This is a genomic window from Streptomyces sp. NPDC005898 (genome assembly GCF_040629635.1).
GTDB lineage: Bacteria > Actinomycetota > Actinomycetes > Streptomycetales > Streptomycetaceae > Streptomyces.
The window spans coordinates 448,406-467,688 of sequence record NZ_JBEXWC010000003.1; the positions used below are offsets into that span (position 1 = coordinate 448,406).

At 73.5% G+C, this 19,283-nt stretch carries 7 protein-coding genes and 1 pseudogene; 1 reads left to right on the forward strand and 7 read right to left on the reverse strand.

Going from position 1 to position 19,283, the window contains the following annotated elements; genetic code table 11:
• Positions 1 to 75: 75 nt before the first annotated feature.
• From ABZ385_RS07350 to ABZ385_RS07380, 7 genes are read right to left on the reverse strand one after another with little or no spacing between them, the layout of a single operon-like run.
• Entirely contained in the window at positions 76 to 4,254 is a 4,179-nt protein-coding gene (locus tag ABZ385_RS07350) for an AMP-binding protein (protein WP_358910254.1), read from the reverse strand.
• Positions 4,251 to 11,177 (reverse strand): amino acid adenylation domain-containing protein, encoded by a 6,927-nt coding sequence (locus ABZ385_RS07355; protein WP_358910256.1) that lies wholly within the window; start codon positions 11,175 to 11,177, stop codon positions 4,251 to 4,253. Before ABZ385_RS07355 ends, ABZ385_RS07350 begins: the two co-directional genes overlap by 4 nt.
• On the reverse strand, positions 11,174 to 14,497 hold the full coding sequence (locus ABZ385_RS07360) for an amino acid adenylation domain-containing protein (protein WP_358910258.1): 3,324 nt from the start codon (positions 14,495 to 14,497) through the stop codon (positions 11,174 to 11,176). The genes ABZ385_RS07355 and ABZ385_RS07360 overlap by 4 nt, the downstream gene beginning before the upstream one ends.
• A gap of 52 nt (positions 14,498 to 14,549) precedes the next feature.
• Entirely contained in the window at positions 14,550 to 14,825 is a 276-nt protein-coding gene (locus ABZ385_RS07365; RefSeq protein WP_358910260.1) for an MbtH family protein, read from the reverse strand.
• The gene (locus tag ABZ385_RS07370; protein WP_358910262.1) at positions 14,803 to 16,128 is read right to left on the reverse strand and encodes an MFS transporter; all 1,326 of its coding nucleotides are present in this window, start codon (positions 16,126 to 16,128) and stop codon (positions 14,803 to 14,805) included. The genes ABZ385_RS07365 and ABZ385_RS07370 overlap by 23 nt, the downstream gene beginning before the upstream one ends.
• Positions 16,129 to 16,150: 22 nt before the next feature.
• A complete protein-coding gene (locus ABZ385_RS07375) occupies positions 16,151 to 17,074 on the reverse strand; it encodes a TauD/TfdA family dioxygenase (protein ID WP_358910300.1) in 924 nt (307 codons plus the stop codon).
• A gap of 17 nt (positions 17,075 to 17,091) precedes the next feature.
• Complete coding sequence (locus ABZ385_RS07380) at positions 17,092 to 19,050, reverse strand: RiPP maturation radical SAM C-methyltransferase (RefSeq protein ID WP_358910263.1); 1,959 nt, start codon at positions 19,048 to 19,050, stop codon at positions 17,092 to 17,094.
• Between the two features lie 133 nt (positions 19,051 to 19,183).
• On the opposite strand from ABZ385_RS07380, the pseudogene ABZ385_RS07385 reads away from it, so the two are divergent.
• A pseudogene (locus ABZ385_RS07385) lies at positions 19,184 to 19,283 on the forward strand (TetR family transcriptional regulator); the annotation flags it as partial.

Genomic DNA, 19,283 nt, shown 5'->3' on the forward strand with positions numbered 1-19,283 from the left:
ACGGGACACGGGCCGCCGGGAACCCCCCACCGCCAGGACCAGCACGCCACCGCTCCGCTCCCCTACATCCCTGGGCTACCGCGTCATCCGGTCGATCAGGCGGGCGAGTTCGGTGACGTACGGGGGCTCGAACAGGGTCAGGTGGTCTCCTTCCAGGGTGTGGGGGGTCAGTTGGGCGGGGGCGCAGACGCGGGACCAGAAGCGGATCGCGGCGTGCCGAAAGTCCGCGTCCTGTTTGTCGGCCTGGACGAGTGCGACCGGGCCGGCGTACCGCGACGGGCGGTAGGCCCGGGCGGCCCGCAGATGGGCGCGGTTGGTGCGCCGCCGGAGAGCCAGCCGGAGCGCCTCGGCGGCGGTCATGTCTTCCTCCGCCGCCACAGGGCCCGGCTTCTCCAGCTCGTCACCCCCGTCGTCCCCGTCGTCTTCCTCGAACTCCGGGAGCTGTGCGGAGAGGTAGCTCTCCACCAGGAAGACCATCTCCACCTGCTCACCCCGCAGTTCGAGCAGCCGGGCCATTTCGAAGGCCACCAGCCCGCCCATCGACCAGCCCAGCAGCAGATACGGGCCGGTCGGCGCCACCGCGCGTACGGCCGTCAGATAGCGGGCGGCCAGCGCCTCGACGCTCCGGTCCTCGTCGGCACCGTCCGGCGTCGTCTGGAGGGCGTACAGCGGGCCCCGCAGCTCGGGGCAGGCGGCGAGATGGCGGAAGCCGGTGGCCTCGCCGCCCGCCGGGTGGACGCAGAAAAGAGGGGTGCCCTCGCCTCGGGGCCGCAGTGCCACGATGTCGTCCGGGAGGGCGGGCGGCACGGCGTCGCCCGCCTTCAGCAGCCGGGCCAGGTGCCTCGGTGTGGCCGCCCTCCCCTGCCCCGGCTGCGGTTCCGAGAACAGGACGGGCACCGGAAGCGCGGTGTGGAACTCCCCGTTGAGCCGTGCGATCAGCCGTACGGCCAGCAGGGAGTGGCCACCGAGCTCGAAGAAGTCGTCGTCCGCGCCGACGGGGGCGACGTCGAGCAGGTCCTCGAAGACCCGGGCCACGGCGGCCTCCACCGGGTCGGTCGACGGCGTGCCGACTCCGCCCGGCGACGAGATCGGGGACCCGGTGCCGTCTGCCCGGACGAGTGACCGCACCGCGGCCTGGTCCACCTTGCCGTTCGGGGTGAGGGGTATCGCCCCGGTCCTGGCATACGTGGCCGGCACCAGTTGTGCCGGCAGCCGCTCCGCCAAGTGGGCGCGCAGGGCCCGTGGCGTGGCGGCGGGGACGTCGTCGGCGACGACACAGGCGGCCAGGTGGTCGCCGCGTTCCTCGTCCGCGACCAGGACGACCGCGGCGTCCCGCACCGCGGGGTGCCGCAGCAGCGCGGCCCGGATCTCCTCGGGCTCCACCCGTACGCCGTTGACCTTGAGCTGGTCGTCCACTCGCCCCAGATACCGGATCAGGCCGTCCGGGCCGACGCAGGCCAGGTCGCCCGAGCGGTACAGGCGGCTGCCGGGTTCCGGTGAGAAGGGGTGCGGTACGAACCGTTCGGCGGTGGCGGCGGGGGCGTCCAGGTATCCGCGGGCCAGGCTCGTGCCGCCGATGTAGATCTCCCCCGGCACGCCCACCGGCACCGGGGTGAGGTCCCCGTCCAGGACGAGGACCTCGGCGTGGTCCATGGGCCGGCCGATGGGCACGGGGCCGGGGCCTTCGTGGGCGCCCATCTCGTGCACGCACACGCCGACCGCGGTCTCGGTCGGCCCGTACTCGTTGAAGATCCTCGTCCCCGGGGCGTTTGCCGTCCAGGTGTCGACCGCGTCCCGGTCGAGAGCCTCACCGCCGAGGACGAGAGAGCCGGTGGTGCCGGCCAAGTCCTCCGGTGCCACGGACTGGTTGACCACCTTCAGGTGGGACGGGGTCAGCTTGAGCAGGTCCAGGCCGGCCCGGTCCGCCAGGTCCACGGAGAGGGCGAGGGCGTCGCGCCAGGCGGGGTCGAGGAGGACGGGACGACCGGTGACCAGCGGCAGGAACAGACTCGTGACGGTGAGGTCGAAGCCGATCGAGGAGTGCGCCATCGCGCCGCCCTCACCATCACCGTTGCCACCGCCCCCGCCATCCCCGCTGCCACCGCCCCCGCCATCCCCGCTGCCGCCACCCTCGCCATCACCGCTGCCACCGCCCTCGCCATCACCGCTGCCGCCGCCCCCGCCCACACCATCCCCGCTGCCGCCACCACCGTTGCCACCGCCCTCGCCATCACTGCCACCGCCAGCGCCAGTGCCATCCCCGCCGCTACCGCCCCCGCCACTATCACCGAGGCCGCCAGTGCCCATGCCCGTACCGCCACCGTCACTCCCGCTGCCCGCCCCCTCTCCCCCGTCGTCGTGCACGGCGCCCGGAGCGAGGTAGGTCCGAGCGCTCCACAGCAGGTAGTCGCACACGGCCCGGTGGGGCAGCATCACCCCCTTCGGGGTCCCGGAGGAGCCGGAGGTGAACATGATGTACGCGAGATGGTCCGGCCCCACCTCGCACGGCGGCCCGGGTTCCGCCTCCGCGTCCGTACCGGCGGGCGGCAGGCCGCGCAGGTCGACGCACGCGACGCCCTCGGCCGTCACCGCCTCGTCCGGCCGGTCGGTGAGCAGCAGGCGGCATCCGGCCCGTTCCAGCAGTTCCCGTGAGCGCAGGGGCGGCAGCCACGGATCGAGCGGCACATATGTCCCGCCGGCCTTGAGCACGGCCAGCAGCGCCACGACCAGCGCGGCCGAGGGGGCCGCCAGCACCCCCACCGGGATCTCGACCCCGACTCCCCGGGCGCGCAGCACACCGCTCCACCGGTTCGCCCGCGCGTCGAGTTCCCCGAAGGTCAGCCGATCGGTTCCGGCCACGACGGCGAGGGCGTCCGGGGTGCGTCGGGCCTGCCGTTCGACCAGCTCGTGCAGGCACCGGCCCGCCCCGGACTCCGGGCGGCGCGCCGGCAGCCCGTACGGGAGAGGGACCTCGCGCACGGGCATGGCGGGCGCGGCCAGCGCCCCGGCGAGCAGTGTCGCGTACTGGTCCGCGAGCACCCGTACATAGGCGTCGTCGAACTGACGGCCGTCGTAGTGCCAGGTCGTACGCCCGTCCTTCGCACCCAGCGCGCAGACCAGCCGCAGGGCATGGGGCTCGGTCTCGACGTCGTCCCAGGCCACGGTGAAGGTGACGCCGTCGGCACACCGCGGTGCCGGGACGTCCGTCCAGGCGAAGCCGATGTCACGCCCGGGCTGCTCCCCGGCACCGGAGGAAGGGGCGTCCTGCCGGGCTTCCTCGGCGTCGGTCAGGGCGCGGTCCGCGCGGGCGGCGAGGGCGTCGAGGACCACACCGGGGTCGATCCGCGCGGTGACCTCGGCCCATTGCGCGAAGGGGCCGATGACGGTGGCCGTCTCCTCGAACTCCCGGCCGTCGAGCAGCGCGTCGACCGTGACGTCGGGCTGTCCGCCGACCCTGGCCAGCAGCATCTGCCAGCAGGCGAGCAGCACAGCTCCCGGACGCACACGGCGGCGCAGCGCGTAGGCGTGGACGGCGTCCGTGACACCGTCCGGCAGGGGCGCGGTGACGGTACGCCGATCCGATCGGCCGGCGCCGGGCCGCCGACGCAACGGCAGCGGCAGCGGCAGCGGCAGGGACAATCGTGCGGCGGGGCCGTCGGGGGCCGGGGACGGTGGCTCCTCGCCGAACTCCTGGTACTGCCACTCGGCGAACTGGCTGTACTGCAGCACCTCGTCGGTGGGCGGTGTGCCCCCGTACCGCTCGGCCAGCTCGTCGACGAGCAGCCGCAGCGCCCGGCCGTCGGCCGCCAGGGCGGTGGTGGTGAGCAGCAAGGCGTGCCGGCGGGAGCCTAGGGTGAACAGGGCCGCCCGCAGCACCGGGTCGTCCGGCCCGCCGTGCGGCAACTCCCGTCGAGCGCGGGCCTCCTCCGCGATCCTGTGCGGGCGCGCCGTCTCGTCCAGGTGCGTCAGATCCTCGTGGGTCCAGCGCGGGCCCGGCCGGTCCGCGTCGTGGACGACGAGCAGCGCGGTGCGGGCGCCCGGCACCGGCCGGTGGGTCGAGCGGAGGTTCTCGTGCCGGGCCACCGTGTCGCGCAGCGCGGCCGTGAGCCGGTCCGTGTCCAGCTCGCCGTCGAGGGTGACGAGCACCTGGGCCCAGGACGGCACGCCGAGTCGGGCCAGCTCCCACAGCCGCTGTTGCCGGAACGACAGCCGGTACCCCTCGACCTGCCGCGGCTGTTCCGTCTCCGCCGTCACCGGTAGCTCACCATGTCGCCCATGGCGACGAGGAGTTCGCGCTCGCCGCGGAAGGGGTTGCGGGCATGGGCGGTGAGGATGTTGTCGAGCAGCAGCACGTCTCCGCGCTCCCAGGGGAAGGAGACCTCCAGCTCCCGGTAGACCCGCAGGATCTCGTGCATGGCCTCGTCGGGTATGGCGGTGCCGTCGCCGAACCGGCAGCTGCGCGGGAGTTCCTCCGGGGACATGGTGGCCAGCAGCGAATCCCGTACGTCGGTGGAGAGGCAGGCGGTGTGCCAGTGCTGTGCCTGGTTGAACCAGGACCACTCGCCGGTGCGCGGATGGCGCAGCACGGCGGGCCGGACGGCCGTGGTGTGCAAGCGGTCGCCGTGCCACTCGTGGCGCAGGCCCTGCCGGGCGCAGCGGGCCTCGACCTCGGCCCGGTCCCCGGTCCTGAAGACGTCCCGCCAGTCGAGTCCGAGGCCGGTGCCGTAGGTGCGGAGGTACATGACCCCCTTGGCGGTGAACTCCTCGCGCAGCGCCGGGTCAAGCGCCCGGTGGACGGCGCGGCTGTCGACCACGGGTGTCTCGCCGCCGGAGTCGGCCGGGCGGGCGCAGCAGAACCAGATGCGGGTCGGGCCCTCGTCGTTGAAGGAGTTCTCGTTGTGCCACAGGAGCTTCTCCTCCGGTGGGAAGAACACCGGCGTGTAGACGTTGCCGCCGAGTGCGGCGCGCGGGTGTTCGCCGTTCTCGCCGAAGAGGTGGTCGACGAACACGGAGGCGAAGCGCTCCAGGGCGTCCGGGTCGGTGACGGAAAAGCCCCGGAACAGGAGCGCGCCGTGCCGTTCCAGGTCGGTGTCGAGCCGGGTGCGGTGGGTGCGGGCCCAGGCCACCAGGTCGACGTCGGCGCGGGCCGGCCGCAGCACGAGCGGCAGGTCGGCGCCCTCTCGTAGCGGCTCCCGTACGACCATGTCGTCCGGGGCCACGGCGACCTTGGTCGGCTTGATGCCGCGCAGGACACCGGGGCCTCGTCGCCTCGGGCGGCCGGCCGCTTCGCGGGCCGCCGTCGGCAGGGGCGCGTCGGCGATCGAGGCGTCCGGGCGGGCGGCCATGTCCGCGACCAGCGTGACGTACTGCTCGCGCAGTTCCGCCATCGTGGACGCGTCGAAGAGGTCGGGGTCGTAGTTGAGGAATCCGGCGATCCCCTCGTCGTCGTCCTCCAGGACGAGGGTGACGTCGAAGCGGCTGGTGTCGATGAGGTCCACGGTGAACGGGCTGATCCGCGCCCCGGCCATGGTGTCGGCCGCCCGCCGGTTGCTGTTGAGCACCAGCTTGATCTGGAACAGCGGGCTCTGGTTGCGGGTGCGGGGCGGACTGAGGGCCTTGACGACCTCCTCGAACGGCAGATCCTGGTGCGCGTAGGCGTCCAGGGCCACCTCCTTGGTACGGCCGAGCAGTTGCCGCCAGGTCGGGGCGCCGGTGAGGTCGGCGCGGAGCACGATCTGGTTGACGAAGAAGCCGATCAGCGGTTCGGTCCTGCTGTCGGAGCGGCCGGCGACGTCCGAGCCGACCACCAGATCGGTCTCCCCGTTCCGCCGGTTCACCACCGCGTACAGGGCGGCGAGCAGCGCCATGAACAGGGTGGCGTCCTCCTCCCGGCACAGCGCGCGCATCCCGTCCGCGGCCGGGGCCGGGATCCGGAAGCGCAGGCTCTCGCCCCGGTGTTCGGGGTGGGCCGGGCGCGGCCGGTCCAGGGGCAGTCCGGGCAGGTCGAGGATGCCCCGCAGGCGTGCCGTCCAGTGCTCCACCAGGTGGTCGAAGTGCCCGGCCTCGGCGAGCCGACGCTGCCAGATCGCGTAGTCCGCGTACTGCACGGGCAGTTCGGCCGGCCGGGGCGGGCGCTGCTCGCGGGCCGCCGTGTACAGCTCGGCCAGTTCGTCCAGCAGGACGGTGGCCGACCAGCCGTCCACGGTCACATGATGGGCCGTCAGCAGCAGGACGTGGTCCGCCGGGCCGAGGCGGAGCAGCCCGGCCCGCAGTACGGGCCCGGTGGCCAGGTCGAAGGGTTCGGCGTACTGCTCCTTGGCCAGCCGGCGCGCCTGCGGTTCCCGCTGCTCCGGTGGGAGCGGCGTCAGGTCGGTGAGCGGAAGCGCGGGCGGCTCGGCGGGCAGCACGGTCTGGAACGGCTGCCCGTCCCGGGTGGTGATCACGGTCCTGAGCACCTCGTGCCGCCGTACGACCCCGGCGAGCGCCCGGCGCAGCAGGTCGACGTCTAGTTCGCCGGTCAGCCGGACGAAGACCGGGAAGTTGTACTGGGCGGTGCCCGGGTCCATCTGGTGGAGGAACCACAGGCGTTCCTGGGCGAACGAGGCCGGTACGGGCCCCTCCCGTTCGACGGGGGCCAGCGCGGGGAGCACGGGCCGGTTCTTCTCGGCGACCAGGCCGTCGACGAGGGCCGACAGGGCGGCGAGGGTGGACGCGTCGAACGGACCGCGGATCGGCACCTCCACCTCGAACTCCTCCCGCAGCCGGAACACGAGCCGGAAGGTGAGCAGGGAGTGCCCGCCGAGGTCGAAGAAGTCGTCCTCGGCGCGGATGCCGTCGCGGTTGAGGAGTTCGGTCCAGATGGCGGCCATCCGCCGTTGGGTGGGGGTGAGTTCGGTCTCCGGCCGCCCGGATGCGCCTGTTTCCTCGGGTATCAGCGAAAGGTCGGCGAGCGCGGCGCGGTCGATCTTGCCGTTGGCGTTGAGCGGGATCCGGCGCAGCACGATGTACCGGGCGGGGAGCAGGGGCGCGGGCAGCCGTCCGGCGAGCCGGGACTCGATCCCGGGCAGGGCGGCGAGCGCCGCGGGGCGCCACAGCGGTGCGGTCGCGAGCCGGTCCGGTTCCATGACGGTGACGACGGGCGGCAGCACGGGCGGGGGCGTTCCCCGGCGGTGCAGCAGCAGGTCGTAGCAGCCGTCGGGCCGTCCCTCGGCCCAGCTCGGTTCGGCGTCGTATCCGTGCCGCGCGGCCAGGCGGCACAGCTCCTCCGGGTCGGCGCCCGGCCGTACGGTGTCCGGCGCCGTGCCGGAGAGGCGGGCCAGCAGCCGCAGGTCCTCCGTCAGCCGTGCGTTGGGGATGGCGCGCAGCACGAGCTGGTCGGGGCGCTCGGCGCCGAGCAGCGCGTCCAGCCCGTCCGGGTCCAGGCTCTCCGCCTGCCAGTCCCGCTCCCGTGGTGTCGCGGTTCCGGGGCCGGGGTCGTCCGCCGTGTCCTCCCCGGTGACGGTGAGGATGGCGTCGTAGCGGTACCGGGTCAGTTCGTTGTCGGCCGTTCCCCGCTTGGGCAGGACGCGCACCGAGGTGATCCGCGGCCACCGTGCGGTCAGCGCGCCGAAGAGCCGGGGGTCGAGGCAGAGTTCGTTCTCGGTCTCCACGCCCCAGGCGGTCTCGGCGCGCAGGACGGCGTCGGGGGTGCCCGGTTTCGCCCGGTGGGCCGCGACGGAGGCGTGGAAGGCGTCCAGGAGGGCGAGGTTGCGCAGGTCGCCGAGGAAGATGTGCCCCCCGGCGGGCAGCGCGTCGATCGCCTGCTCCAGGACGGCCGTCAGGTGGTCGACGGACGGGAAGTACTGGACCACGGAGTTCAGGATCACGGTGTCGTACGTCTCGCCCGGGCGGATCGCGCGATGGGCGGGGTCGGCCCGCAGCCCGATCCGTCCGGGGGCGTCGACGACGGTGGCAAGTCCGTGCCGCAGGCGTTCGACGACCTGCTCGGACAGGTCGACGCCCTGGTAGAAGTCGCAGTCGGGGGCGATCCGGGCAAGGATCAGGCCGGTGCCGCAGCCGATCTCCAGGGCCCGGCGCGGCCGCAGCGCGCGGATGCGCTCGACGGTGGCGTCGAGCCACTCGCGCATCGCGTCGGCCCCGATCGGCTCGCCGGTGTAGCTGCTGTTCCAGCCGGCCAGGTCGAACGACGGATCGGCGGGACGCTCCGCGCTGCCGTAGGTGTCCTCGTACAGCGTTCGCCAGTGGCTCACCCAGTCCGTCTCGGCCGCCGTGTCCGCCGGTGCGCCGGCGTCGGTGTCCGGGCTGACGAAGGCGAGCAGCCGCCGGGACTCGGGGGTGGGGCCGTGCGCGATCACGGCGGCCTCCCGGACCGCCGGGTCCCCGGCCAGCGCGGTGGCGACCTCCTGCGGCTCGACCCGGTGGCCGCGGATCTTGACCTGGTCGTCGAGACGGCCGAGGTACTCGAGGGCCCCGGCGGTCGTCCGGCGCACCCGGTCACCGGTCCGGTACAGACGTCCGCCCGGCTCGTCGCCGAAGGGGTCGGGGACGAAGCGCTCCGCCGTCAGGCCGGGGCGGTTCCAGTACCCGTGGCAGACACCCGCCCCGCCGACGTACAGCTCTCCGGGCGCGCCCGGTGGCACCGGGTTCAGCGCCTCGTCCAGCACGTACAGCCGGGCGTGGTGCACCGGCCTGCCGATGGGCACCCGGCCGAAGCCGCCGACCGGGTGCGCGCTGTCGTACGCCGCGCAGGCCACGGCGGTCTCGGTGGGGCCGTACTCGTTGACGATCCGGGGTGTTTCGACACCCGTGCGCCAGGCCGCGAGCCGCTCCTCGTGCAGTTCCTCGCCGCCGACGACCAGGGTGCGGGTCCACTGCCCCGCACGCGCGGGGGCCGGGGAGTCCTCCAGCATCTTCAGGTGCGAGGGGGTGAGCTTGACGAAGCCGAGGCCGGTGTCCGCCGCCGCCGAGGCGCGCAGGCCCTCGCCGGGTGTGCCGGAGTCGTCGGCGAGCAGCAGGCGCCGGCCGGCCAGGAGCGGGGCGAACAGGCTGGTCACGGTGAGGTCGAAGGCCAGCGAGGAGTGCACGGGGACGGCGCCGTCCGCCTCGGGCGGCAGGTAGGTCTCCACCGCCCACAGCAGGTAGTTGGCGACCTGGCGGTGGGAGAGCATGGCGCCCTTGGGCCCGCCGGTCGAGCCGGAGGTGTACATCAGGTACATCAGGTCGTCGGATCCGCCGCCGCCCTCCGGGGGTGCCGCGGTCGCCTCCTCGGCCAGCCGGTCCGGGTCGGGCACGACGACCGGGACGCCGGGGTCCTGGGGCGGCTCGTCGGTGACCAGCAGGACGGCCTCGCTGTCGCGCAGCATGTACGCGCGCCGGGCCGGCGGGTAGGCCGGGTCGATCGCCACGTACGCGGCGCCGCTCTTCAGTACGGCGAGCAGCGCGACCACCGCCTCGGGTGTGCGGGGCAGCAGCACCGCGACCGCGCGGCCGGGACCGGCGCCGAGGCCGCGCAGCCGGTGGGCGAGGCCGTTGGCGTGTCGATCGAGGTCCCGGAAGGTCAGGTCGGCGCGGCCCGGCGCGGACACGGCCACCGTGTCGGGGGCGGTGCGCGCCCGTGCGGCGAAGAGCCGGTCCACGCGCATGTCCTCGGGGCGGGCGGGGGCCGCGCCGCGGCCCTCGCGCAGGAGTTGGTCGTGCTCCTCGGCCGTCAGCAGCGGCAGTTCACCGGTCGGCGTGTCGGGGGCGGCGGCCGCGGCGGCGAGCAGGACGCCCAGCGACCGGGCGAGCCGCTCGCCGGTCGCGGTGTCGAACAGGTCCGTGGCGTGGATGAGCCGGCCCTCCAGTCCGGCGTCGGTCTCCCACATGTTCAGGTCGAGGTCGAAGCGGGCGGCGTCGTGGTCCAGGTGGTCCAGCGGGGTGAGACCGATCCCGCCCGGCAGAGTGCGCACGGGACGCAGCGGTGTGTTGTGGAGGGTGAAGTTGACCTGGTAGACCGGGTTCCGGCCGGGGCTGCGCTGCGGGTGCAGGCGCCGGGCGACCAGGTCGAGGGGCACGTCCTGGTTCTCGTACGCCTCCAGGCACGTGGTGCGGACCTCGGTGAGGAAGTCCGCGAAGGACGTCTCCGGGGCGACCCGCGAGCGCAGCGGGACCGAGTTGGCGAAGAAGCCGACCAGATCGTGGAAGCCGCGGTACCGCCGGTTGGCGACGGGGGTGCCGACCACCACGTCGTCGTGGCCTCCGTACCGGGCGAGCACGATCTGGAACGCGGCGAGCAGCACCATGAACAGGGTGCTGTCGGTGCGGGCCGACAGTTTGCGCAGCTCGTCGGTGACGGGCGCGGGGACGGTGAACGCCGTGGAAGCGGCGCGCCCTTCGGGACGTTCGGGCCGGGGGCGGTCGGCGGGCAGCGGCATCGGGTCCGGGGCGCCGGTCAGCCGACGCTCCCAGTAGTCGAGTTGGGCGGCGGCCTCGTCGCCCTCGGCCCACTCCTCCTGCCAGCGGGCGTACTCGGCGTACTGGACGGTGTGGACGGGCAGCCGGGGCTCCCGCCCCTCCAGGCGCGCCCCGTACGCGGTGCCGAGGTCGTTCAGGAGGACGCCCAGCGACCAGCCGTCGACGACCGCGTGGTGGAAGGTGAGCGCAAGGACCGCGTCGTCGGCGGCGACACGCAGCAGCAGGAACCGCACCAGCGGCCCCTCGGCCAGGTCGAACCGCTCCCCGGCGTCCACCCGGGCGAGCCGCTCGGCCTCCGCCTGCCGCTCGGCGGCGGGCAGTGCGGTCAGGTCGACGACGGGCAGCGCGCGGTGCCGGTGCGGCAGGACCCGCTGCACGGTGCGGCCGTCCCGGACCGGCAGGACGGTGCGCAGGGCCGCGTGGTGGCGCAGCAGGTCATTGAGGGCGGCTTCGAGGGCGGTGTCGTCCAGCGGTCCGGTGAGGCGGTGCACGACGGGGCTGTGGTAGGCCGGGCTGTCCGGATCGAGCCCGCACAGGAACGCCATCCGGCGCTGGGTGAAGGACGCGGGGGCCTCGCCGTCGTCGTCCAGGGCGGGCAGCCCGGTCGGGGCGCCCTTCTGCCACAGCCGTTGGCGCAGCAGGGCCCGCTGTCCGGCGGGGAGGCGTTCGATCCGGCCCCGCAGTTCCGCCTCGGTCGCGTCGGTCGTCCTCGTCGTGTGCGTCATGCGGTTCCCCCCGCTCGTCCCTCGGCGCGCCGGGATTCGGCGAGCCGCTCCAGTTCGGCCACCAGGCCGTCGAGTTGTGCCGATCCGTCGCCCGCTTCCTCGCTCGGCCGTACGGCCGCCGCTCCGGCGGTGGCCCGCTCGACCTCGACGGCGAGGCCGGCCAGGGTCGGCACGTCGAACAGGGTCCGCAACGGCAGGGTCACGCCGAGCCGTTCGCGGACCGAGGTCCGCACCACCGAGGCGAGCAGCGAGTGGCCGCCGACGAGGAAGAAGCTGTCGTGCACCCCGAAGGACCGCACCCGCAGGGCGTCCGCCCAGATCTCCCACAGGGCGCGTTCCGTCGCCGTCCTCGGCGCCACCGTGCCGGCGTCCGGCGGGCCGGCCGCGCCCTCGGTGAGACCCGGCAGCGCCCGCGCGTCGATCTTGCCGCTGGGTGTCGTGGGCAGCGCGTCGAGCAGGACGACATGGCCGGGCACCATGTGCGACGGCAGCCGGCCCCGCAGCGCGCCCAGCAGTTCCGGCGGGGAGGGCCGCCGCCCCGGCGCGGGGACGACGTAGGCGACGAGCCGCCGGTCCCCGGCGACGTCGACCGCCCGTACGACGCATTCGCGCACGTCGTCGCGGACCAGCAGGGCGGCCTCGACCTCTCCCGGCTCGATGCGGTAGCCGCGGATCTTCACCTGCTGGTCGGCCCGGCCGAGGAAGTCCAGCGCCCCGTCCGGGAGCCTGCGCACCAGGTCGCCGGTGCGGTACATCAGCGCACCGGGCCGGGCGGCGAACGGATCCGGCACGAAGCGTTCCGCCGTGTGGCCCGGGCGGCCCAGATAGCCCCGGGCGACGCCCGGTCCGCCCACGTACAGCTCGCCGGTCACCCCGATCGGCACGGGGCGCAGTTCCGGGTCCAGCACGTGCAGCGTGGTGTTGGTGAGGGCGGGGCCGATGGGCACGCTCGGGGCGTCCTCGGGGAGCCGGTCCACCAGGTGGGTCGTGGAGAACGTCGCGTTCTCGCTCGGGCCGTAGCCGTTGTGCAGATGGGCTGGGGGTGCGCCGCCGCGCAGCACCGCGCGGGTGCGGCGGGGGTCCATCACCTCGCCGACGACGAAGAGATGGCGCAGTCCGCCGAAGGACCTCGGGTCGATGTCGGCCACCCGGTTGAAGAGGGTGCCGGTGAGGGCGACGATCGTGGGCCGCAGCTCGCGCAGTGCGGCCAGCACCTCGTCGGGTCCGAGGGGCTCGTCGCCGGGCAGCACCTCCACCCGTGCGCCGTTGCACAGCGCCCCCCACACCTCGAAGGCGGTGATGTCGAAGGCCGGGTCGCCGAGGTGCAGCAGGACGTCGCCGGGGCCGATGGACACGTAGTCGGTCACGGTGATCAGCCGTACGACGGCCCGATGGGGTATCCCGACGGCCTTGGGCCGCCCGGTCGAGCCGGAGGTGTGCACCACGGCGGCCAGCCCGAGGGGGTGGGAGCGGGCGGGTAGGAGCGGGTCGGCCGCCGGGAGTTGCTGCCGCGCCGTGCCGACCTGTTCCGCGTCGGTGAGCCGCAGGACGGGTACGCCCAAGTCGTGCAGCCAGGCGGGGGGTTCGGCGCGGCTGAGGACGGCCGAGACGTCGGCGTCGGCGGCCATGCCCCGCAGCCGTTCCTCGGGGTGGGCCGGGTCGAGGACGAGGGGGGCGCCGCCGGCCAGGAGCACGCCGAGCATGCCGGTGACCAGGTCGGCGGAGCGCCGCATGTGCAGGGCGACGACGGAGTCCTGGGTGACGCCGGCGGCGATCAGACTCCGGCCGACGCGGCCGGCCCGCTCCCGCAGCTGGGCGTACGTCCAGGTGCCGGTGCGCTCGGTGAGGGCGAGGGCCTGCGGGGTGCGGTCCGCCCACGCGCGGAACAGGCCGTCCACCGTGGCCGGTTCGGGCAGCGGCCGTTCGGTCGCGTTCCAGGCGTCGAGCCGGGCCCGGTCCTCGGGCGACAGCACCGGGATGTCCCCGATCCGCCGGTCGGGGTTCTCGGCGAGGGCGGTGAGCAGGGCGCGCAGGGCGCTCGCCATACGGTCGGCCGACTCCGGCAGCCAGAGGTCGGACGCGAGGCGCAGCTCGGCCCCGAGGCCACCCCGCCCGTCGGCGCCTTCCTCGTCGTCGGTCACCGTGCACAGCAGGTCATAGGGGACGCTCGCGTCGTCCGGGGTGAGCGCGGACGTGGTGCACCCCGCCGCGGTGAACCCCGTACGCCGCGCGCCCGTCACGGCGAACACCGCCTGGCAGAGCGGATGGCGGCTCAGGTCCCGCTCCTGGCCGTGGAGTTGGACGAGCCGCCCGAAGGGGACCGCGGCGTGCCGCTCCGCCTCGTCCCGGGTGCGCGCGACCCGGCGGACCGCTTCCCGTAAGGAGGGGCGGCCCGTCAGATCGGCCCGCAGCAGGAGCAGGTCCTCGTACGGCCCGAACGCCGTCCGCGCGACCTGCGGTGGGCGCCGGTCCACGGGGGTGGCGAAGGCCACGTCGGGCCGGCCCGTCCAGCGCGCCAGCAGCACGGCGAAGGCGGCTGCCAAGACCGCCCACGCGGGTATGTCCTCCTCGTGGGCGAGCCGCCGCAGGGCCTCGGTGTGCCGGGCGTCCAGGAGCAGCTCGCGGAGCGTCGCCCGGTGGGTCGGCGTCCTCGGCCTGGTCCGGTCGAGCGGCAGGTCGAGCGGCTCGAAATCCTCCAACTGCCGTTTCCAGTACGAGATTTCTCCGTCCGAAGCTTGCCTCTCCAGGGCCGTCGGATCCGCGTACGAGGGCGACGCGGGCGGGAGCTGCTGCCGCTTCTCGCCCAACGCCGCGTAGTGCTGCGCCAGTTCGCGTTCCAGCACGGTGAGCGAGGTCCGGTCGGCGACGATGCGGTGGGCCGTGAGCAGCAGCACGTGCCGCTCCTCGCCGGTGCGCACCAGGGTGGCGCGCAGCGCGGGCCCGAGGTCGAGGGCGAAGGGCCGTGCGCTCTCCTCGGCGAGCACACCGCGCAGTCGCGACTCGGGCGTTGTTGCGCCCCCGATGTCCAGTCGCCGCAGCGGTACCTCGGCCGTGGCGCGGACGGTACGGCGCGGACCGTCCCCGCGGTCGTCGAAGGTGCTGCGGAGCAGCTCGTGGCGGCAGGCGCAGTCCCGCAGCGCGGCCGCGATCCGCTCGGCGTCGAGTGGGCCCTCGACGAGGGTGGCGGCGGACACGTGGTGGACGGGGGCGCCGGCGGCGATCTGCTCCAGGTACCAGAGTCGTTCCTGGGCGTGGGAGAGCGGCAGCCGGGGTGCCTGGGCCGAGTCGGCCGGCGGTCGTGTTTCCAGGTCGTCGTGCACGATGGCCTTCCCTGGTTCGCGGTACGGCGGGTGCGGTGAGGGGGCCGGGGAGTCAGCCCGCCCGGTCGGCGCCCTCCGCCGACGGTGCGTCGTGGTCGTCCTGTCCGCCCTGTCCGCCTTCCCGCAGGCGACGGCGGCGCAGGCTCAAGGGGCGCATGTCGGTCCACACGTCCGCGATGTGCGCGAGGCAGTCGGCCTTCGGTCCTGTCCTGCCCGCGTCCGACCCGCCGGCCGGGTTGCCCCGGTCGGCGGGCCAGATGGAGTACTGCTCCTCGTGGTTGACCACGACCTTGTACGGCCGCTCGTCATCGTCGGGCTTCGGTGTCATCCCCGTGGCTCTCCTCTCGTGGTGGCGACGTGTCGGCGGGCCGCGTCCGCCGGGGCGGTACGGCGGTCTGTTCCGGGTGGCGCTGGCGGATGGGGGTGAAGGCGGCGGCCACCACCACGGCCAGGAAGACGACGGCCACCGCGGTGAGCGGCCCGCGGGTCCCCAGCATGCCGACCAGGGCGGTGAGCAGGGCGGCGCCGAGGGGCGCGAGGCTGCCGTGGATGGTCCAGAACGCCGAGGTGACCCGGCCGAGCAGATGGTCCGGCGTGACCTGTTGCCGCAGGGACATCGAGCAGACCCCCGCGAGCGCCATGCCGAAGGAGTACAGACAGATCGTCACGGCCGCCACGGACACCCGCCCGGTACGGCCCAGCACCAGTACGGACACCGAGCACAGGCTCAGCGCGCCGAGCCAGCACCGGCCGAAGCCCCAGGAGCGGCGCAGCCGGGCGGTCGCGGCGGCGGCCACGCAGGTGCCGATTCCGGCCAGCGCGAGGACGTAGCCCACCGTGCGTTCGTCCTGGCCCAGCCCGTGGCGCAGGTGGTAGATGAACACGTCGGTCATGCCCAGGCTGAGGAAGGTGGTGACGGTCAGCAGCACGGTGAGCGCCCGCAGCACCGGCGTGTGCCACAGGAACGCGGCGCCGGTCCGGAAGCCGGCGAGCCCGTTCCGGGCCCGGCCCGCCTTGCTCTCGGTCTCGCTCCTGTCGGCCGGTGGCCGCGCGGTGGGTCTGAGCCTGATGAACACCAGGCCCACGAGGGAGATGCCGAAGCTGCCCGCGTTGATGGCGACGGCGGCCGTCGGCCCGAAGAACCCGGCCACCACACCGGCCAGCGCCGGGCCCGCGATGTACGCGATCGCGTTCGTCGCCTCCAGCCGGCCGTTCGCCGCGACGATCTGCTCCTTGTCGACGAGGTTCGCCACGGCGGTCACGTACGTGATCTTGAACAGCATCTCGAAGACCGAGGCCAGCGCCATGACCACGTACAGCAGCCAGATCTGCGGGCTCAGGGCCCAGCAGAGCGGGATCGCGCCGTACAGCACCAGCCGGGCGGCGTCGCAGAGCATCAGCAGCCGCCGCCGGTCGAAGCGGTCGGCCCAGGAGCCGCCCACCAGGCCGGTGAGCAGCGAGGTGGCGCCCGCGACGGCGGTCAGCAGTCCCATCTGCGCCGCCGAGCCGGTGGTGTGCAGCACCAGCAGCGGAAGCGCCACCAGGGAGAAGGCGTTGCCGACCTCGGACAGTGCCTGGACCACCCAGAAGACGGAGAAGTCCCGGTTGGACCGGAGCGAACGCGCGACCATGTGGGGGTGTTCCGTCCTGGGGCTAGCGGTCGGGGGTGTACGGCTCCGCCATGGCGACCGCGATCCGGCGGGGCCCCGTGAACGGCTCGCGGCCGTGCGAGACCAGCATGTTGTCGATCACCAGGACGTCGTCCGCACGGTAGTCGAAGCGGGTCGACGCCGCCCGGTAACAGGCCCGGAGATGGTCCATGACGTCGTCCGGGATCGGTTCGCCGTCGCCGTAGTACGTCTGGCTGGGCAGGTTCTCCTCGCCCAGCATCTCCAGCAGCCCGCGCCGGACCGACTCCGGCAGCGTGGTGACGTGGAAGACCGTCACGTGGTTGAACCACACCGGCTCGCCGGTCGCCGGATGCCGGCGCACGGCCTCGCGGACCGCCCGGGTGCGCAGGCCGCCGCCGGGCAGCCACGTCGCCTCGATGCCCCGCTCCCGGCAGTACCGCTCGACCTCCGCGCGGTCCGCGGTGGCAAAGGCCTCCTGCCACGGCAGGCCGACCAGGTCGCCGTAGTTGCGTACGACCGTCCAGCCGCGCCGGACGAACTCCCGGCGCACCTCGCCGTCGACGGCCGTCAGCACCCGGCGGGTGTCGGCCAGCGGGGTGGCGCCCCGGGTGAGCGGCGGGCGCACGCAGTGGAAGTACAGCGTGAGTGGCCAACTCGCCTGGTAGGAGTTCTCGTTGTGCAGGAAGATCTCTTCGCCGGGCGGGTAGTCGGTGGACGTGTAGACGTTCCCCTTGATCACGCTGCGCGGGGAGGAGCGCTCGGTGTAGGGCAGTGGCTCGCCGGAGAGCGCGCGGACGATGTCCGCGAAGCCGTCGGCGCCGCCCACGTCGAAGCCGCGCAGCAGCAGCGCACCGCGGTCGCGGAGCGCGGCCCGCAGGTCCCTGCGCCGGGCGCGCAGCCGTGGCCCGGCCGGTTCGCCGTGCCCCTCGACGACCAGCGGGAGCATCGGGGTGGCCCCGACCGTCATCGCGGTGCCTCCGACAGCAGCGGCAGCAGCCGCCGGGCGCCGACCGCGGCGGGCTCCTGCCGGGGCGGCTCCTCGGTCTCTCCGTCCGCTCCGGTCAGCACCAGGCTCAGCACCCGGCCGTTCTCCGTGAAGAGGTACCGCTGTTCGGTGAGCGCGTCCAGGCGTCGCCGCAGGTCGTCGGGGCCCTCCGGCCAGTCCTTGGCCAATTGCTCGGGCTTGGCCGGTGAGGACAGCCGGCGCAGCAGCCGACCGGTGGCCGCGTCGACCGGGCGTTCCTGGAGAGTTCCGGATCGGGAGTCCCGGACCGTGAGCCGGCCGTCGTCACCGGCGACCAGCCGCAGCTCGCGGCGGACCGCCCCGTCCTCCCCGGACCGGGCCGCGCGCCATTGGGCGATCAGTCCGCTCAGCTCGTCGTGCCACTCGACCGCGTCGAGCATGTACGGCGCCAGGTTCTGGTCGGCGAAGAAGTACGCGAGGTCGGCCAGCGCCGACTCGTCGAAGGGATACGTCAGGGAGTAGTAGTCCACCGGCTTCAGGTCGAGCCCGTACTCGTCGCTGCGCTTGAAGTAGGGGCTGAAGCGGTCGAAGCGCACCATGTACACGCCGTGCGGCGGCACCAGGTGGACGAAGTCGCGCAGCTCCTCGGCGTACTTGCGGTAGACCTCCGGGCCCTCGCCGGGGAAACCGATCAGCAGGTTCCACTCGGGCTTGATCCCGAACTCCTCGCAGTTCTTGAGGAATTGGAGGTTCTGGAACGCGGTCGTGCCCTTGCCCATGAGTTTGAGCGTCGAGGAGGACAGCGCCTCGATGCCGGGCTGTACGACGGTGACGCCCGCGTCCGTCATGGCGCGCAGGTCCTGCCGGCTCAGCGGGAGCTTGACCTCGTAGAAGATCTCGGCCCCCGGCGGCGGGTCGAGCCGGGGGAACACGTCACGCGGGTAATTGCGTGGCATGACATTGTCCGTGCAGAAGAGCGAGGTGTAGGTGGGCGCGAAGCCGAACAGCCACTCGAACTGCTGGACCGCCAGGACCGGCGCCATGGCCCGGAAGTCCATGCTTTGGCCGTTGAGGCCGCAGAAGGTGCAGTGCGAACGCTGCCCCCACCAGCAGCCGCGGGACGTCTCGAAGAACAGCATGGGTTTGCTGGTACCCGTGCGCCGCAGCTCGGGGTGGCCTTCCAGTGCCTCGAAGAAACTGTCGTAGTCGGGCAGGAAGAAGTCGTCTATGTCGCGGTCCGCGCCGATGGCCTTGCGGTAGCGCGGGTCTCGGCAGTTCCGCTCGGAGAGGATTCCCGGGACGGCGTCGGCGCGCTCCAGGTCCTCGTCGAGGACACACCGCAGGAACTCGCCGAAGGTGTTCAGCGCGGGCCCGGAGAAGACGAAGTCGACGGCCGGCACCTGCTCGGCGACCACCGCGCCCATGGGCGCCTCGCAGTTCGCCCCGCCCAGCACGACGAGCGTCCGCGGGCTGCGCTCCTTGATCAGCCGCGCCAGGGCGATACTCGGCACATGCTGGGCGAACATCGAACTGAACCCCACGATGTCGGCCTGATCGAGCCGGTAGCGGTCGATCAGCTCCTCGCAGAACTCCCGCAGTCCGTCCCGCGCCGACAGGATCCGCTCACGGAAGTCGGCCCATCGGGCGCCCCGGTAATAGCGCTGGAAGTATTCGGTTGCGGTGTCGGCCTCGCCGGGAAAGGCGATGTGCCGGAACAACCAGTCCCCGATTCCCGTGTCCACGTGGTCGTGGCTCACGGAGAGGTCTTCGTACAGACGTGTCCCGAAGAATTCGGCCATGTCCTGGTTGAGATAGCACACGTGCGCTCGCGCCCGGCCGTCGAACTCCCGCTGTACGAGAGTCGACAATTGCCCCAGGGCGAATGACGGACGATTCCAGTCGGCGAACGGCATGTTCACTAAAGCGACATGCAACAACTGCGGCCTCCCCGTGATCATTCATTCCGAGTCTAGTCGCGCCGTGGCTCGAGTCGGCAGAGACGTTCAGGCCAACGGGGATTGCGGCGGACGCGGGGTGAGTTCCGACGGGACCCGGGTTCTCTGTCTGTCGCCACACAGCGGCGTTCACCGTGGTCGGCGCCGGGCCGCCGCCGAGCACATCCTCGCCCACCTGGACGTGGCCGCGCCGGGCCCCCGGCTCCGGATGACCGTACGCATGTGGATCACCGCCG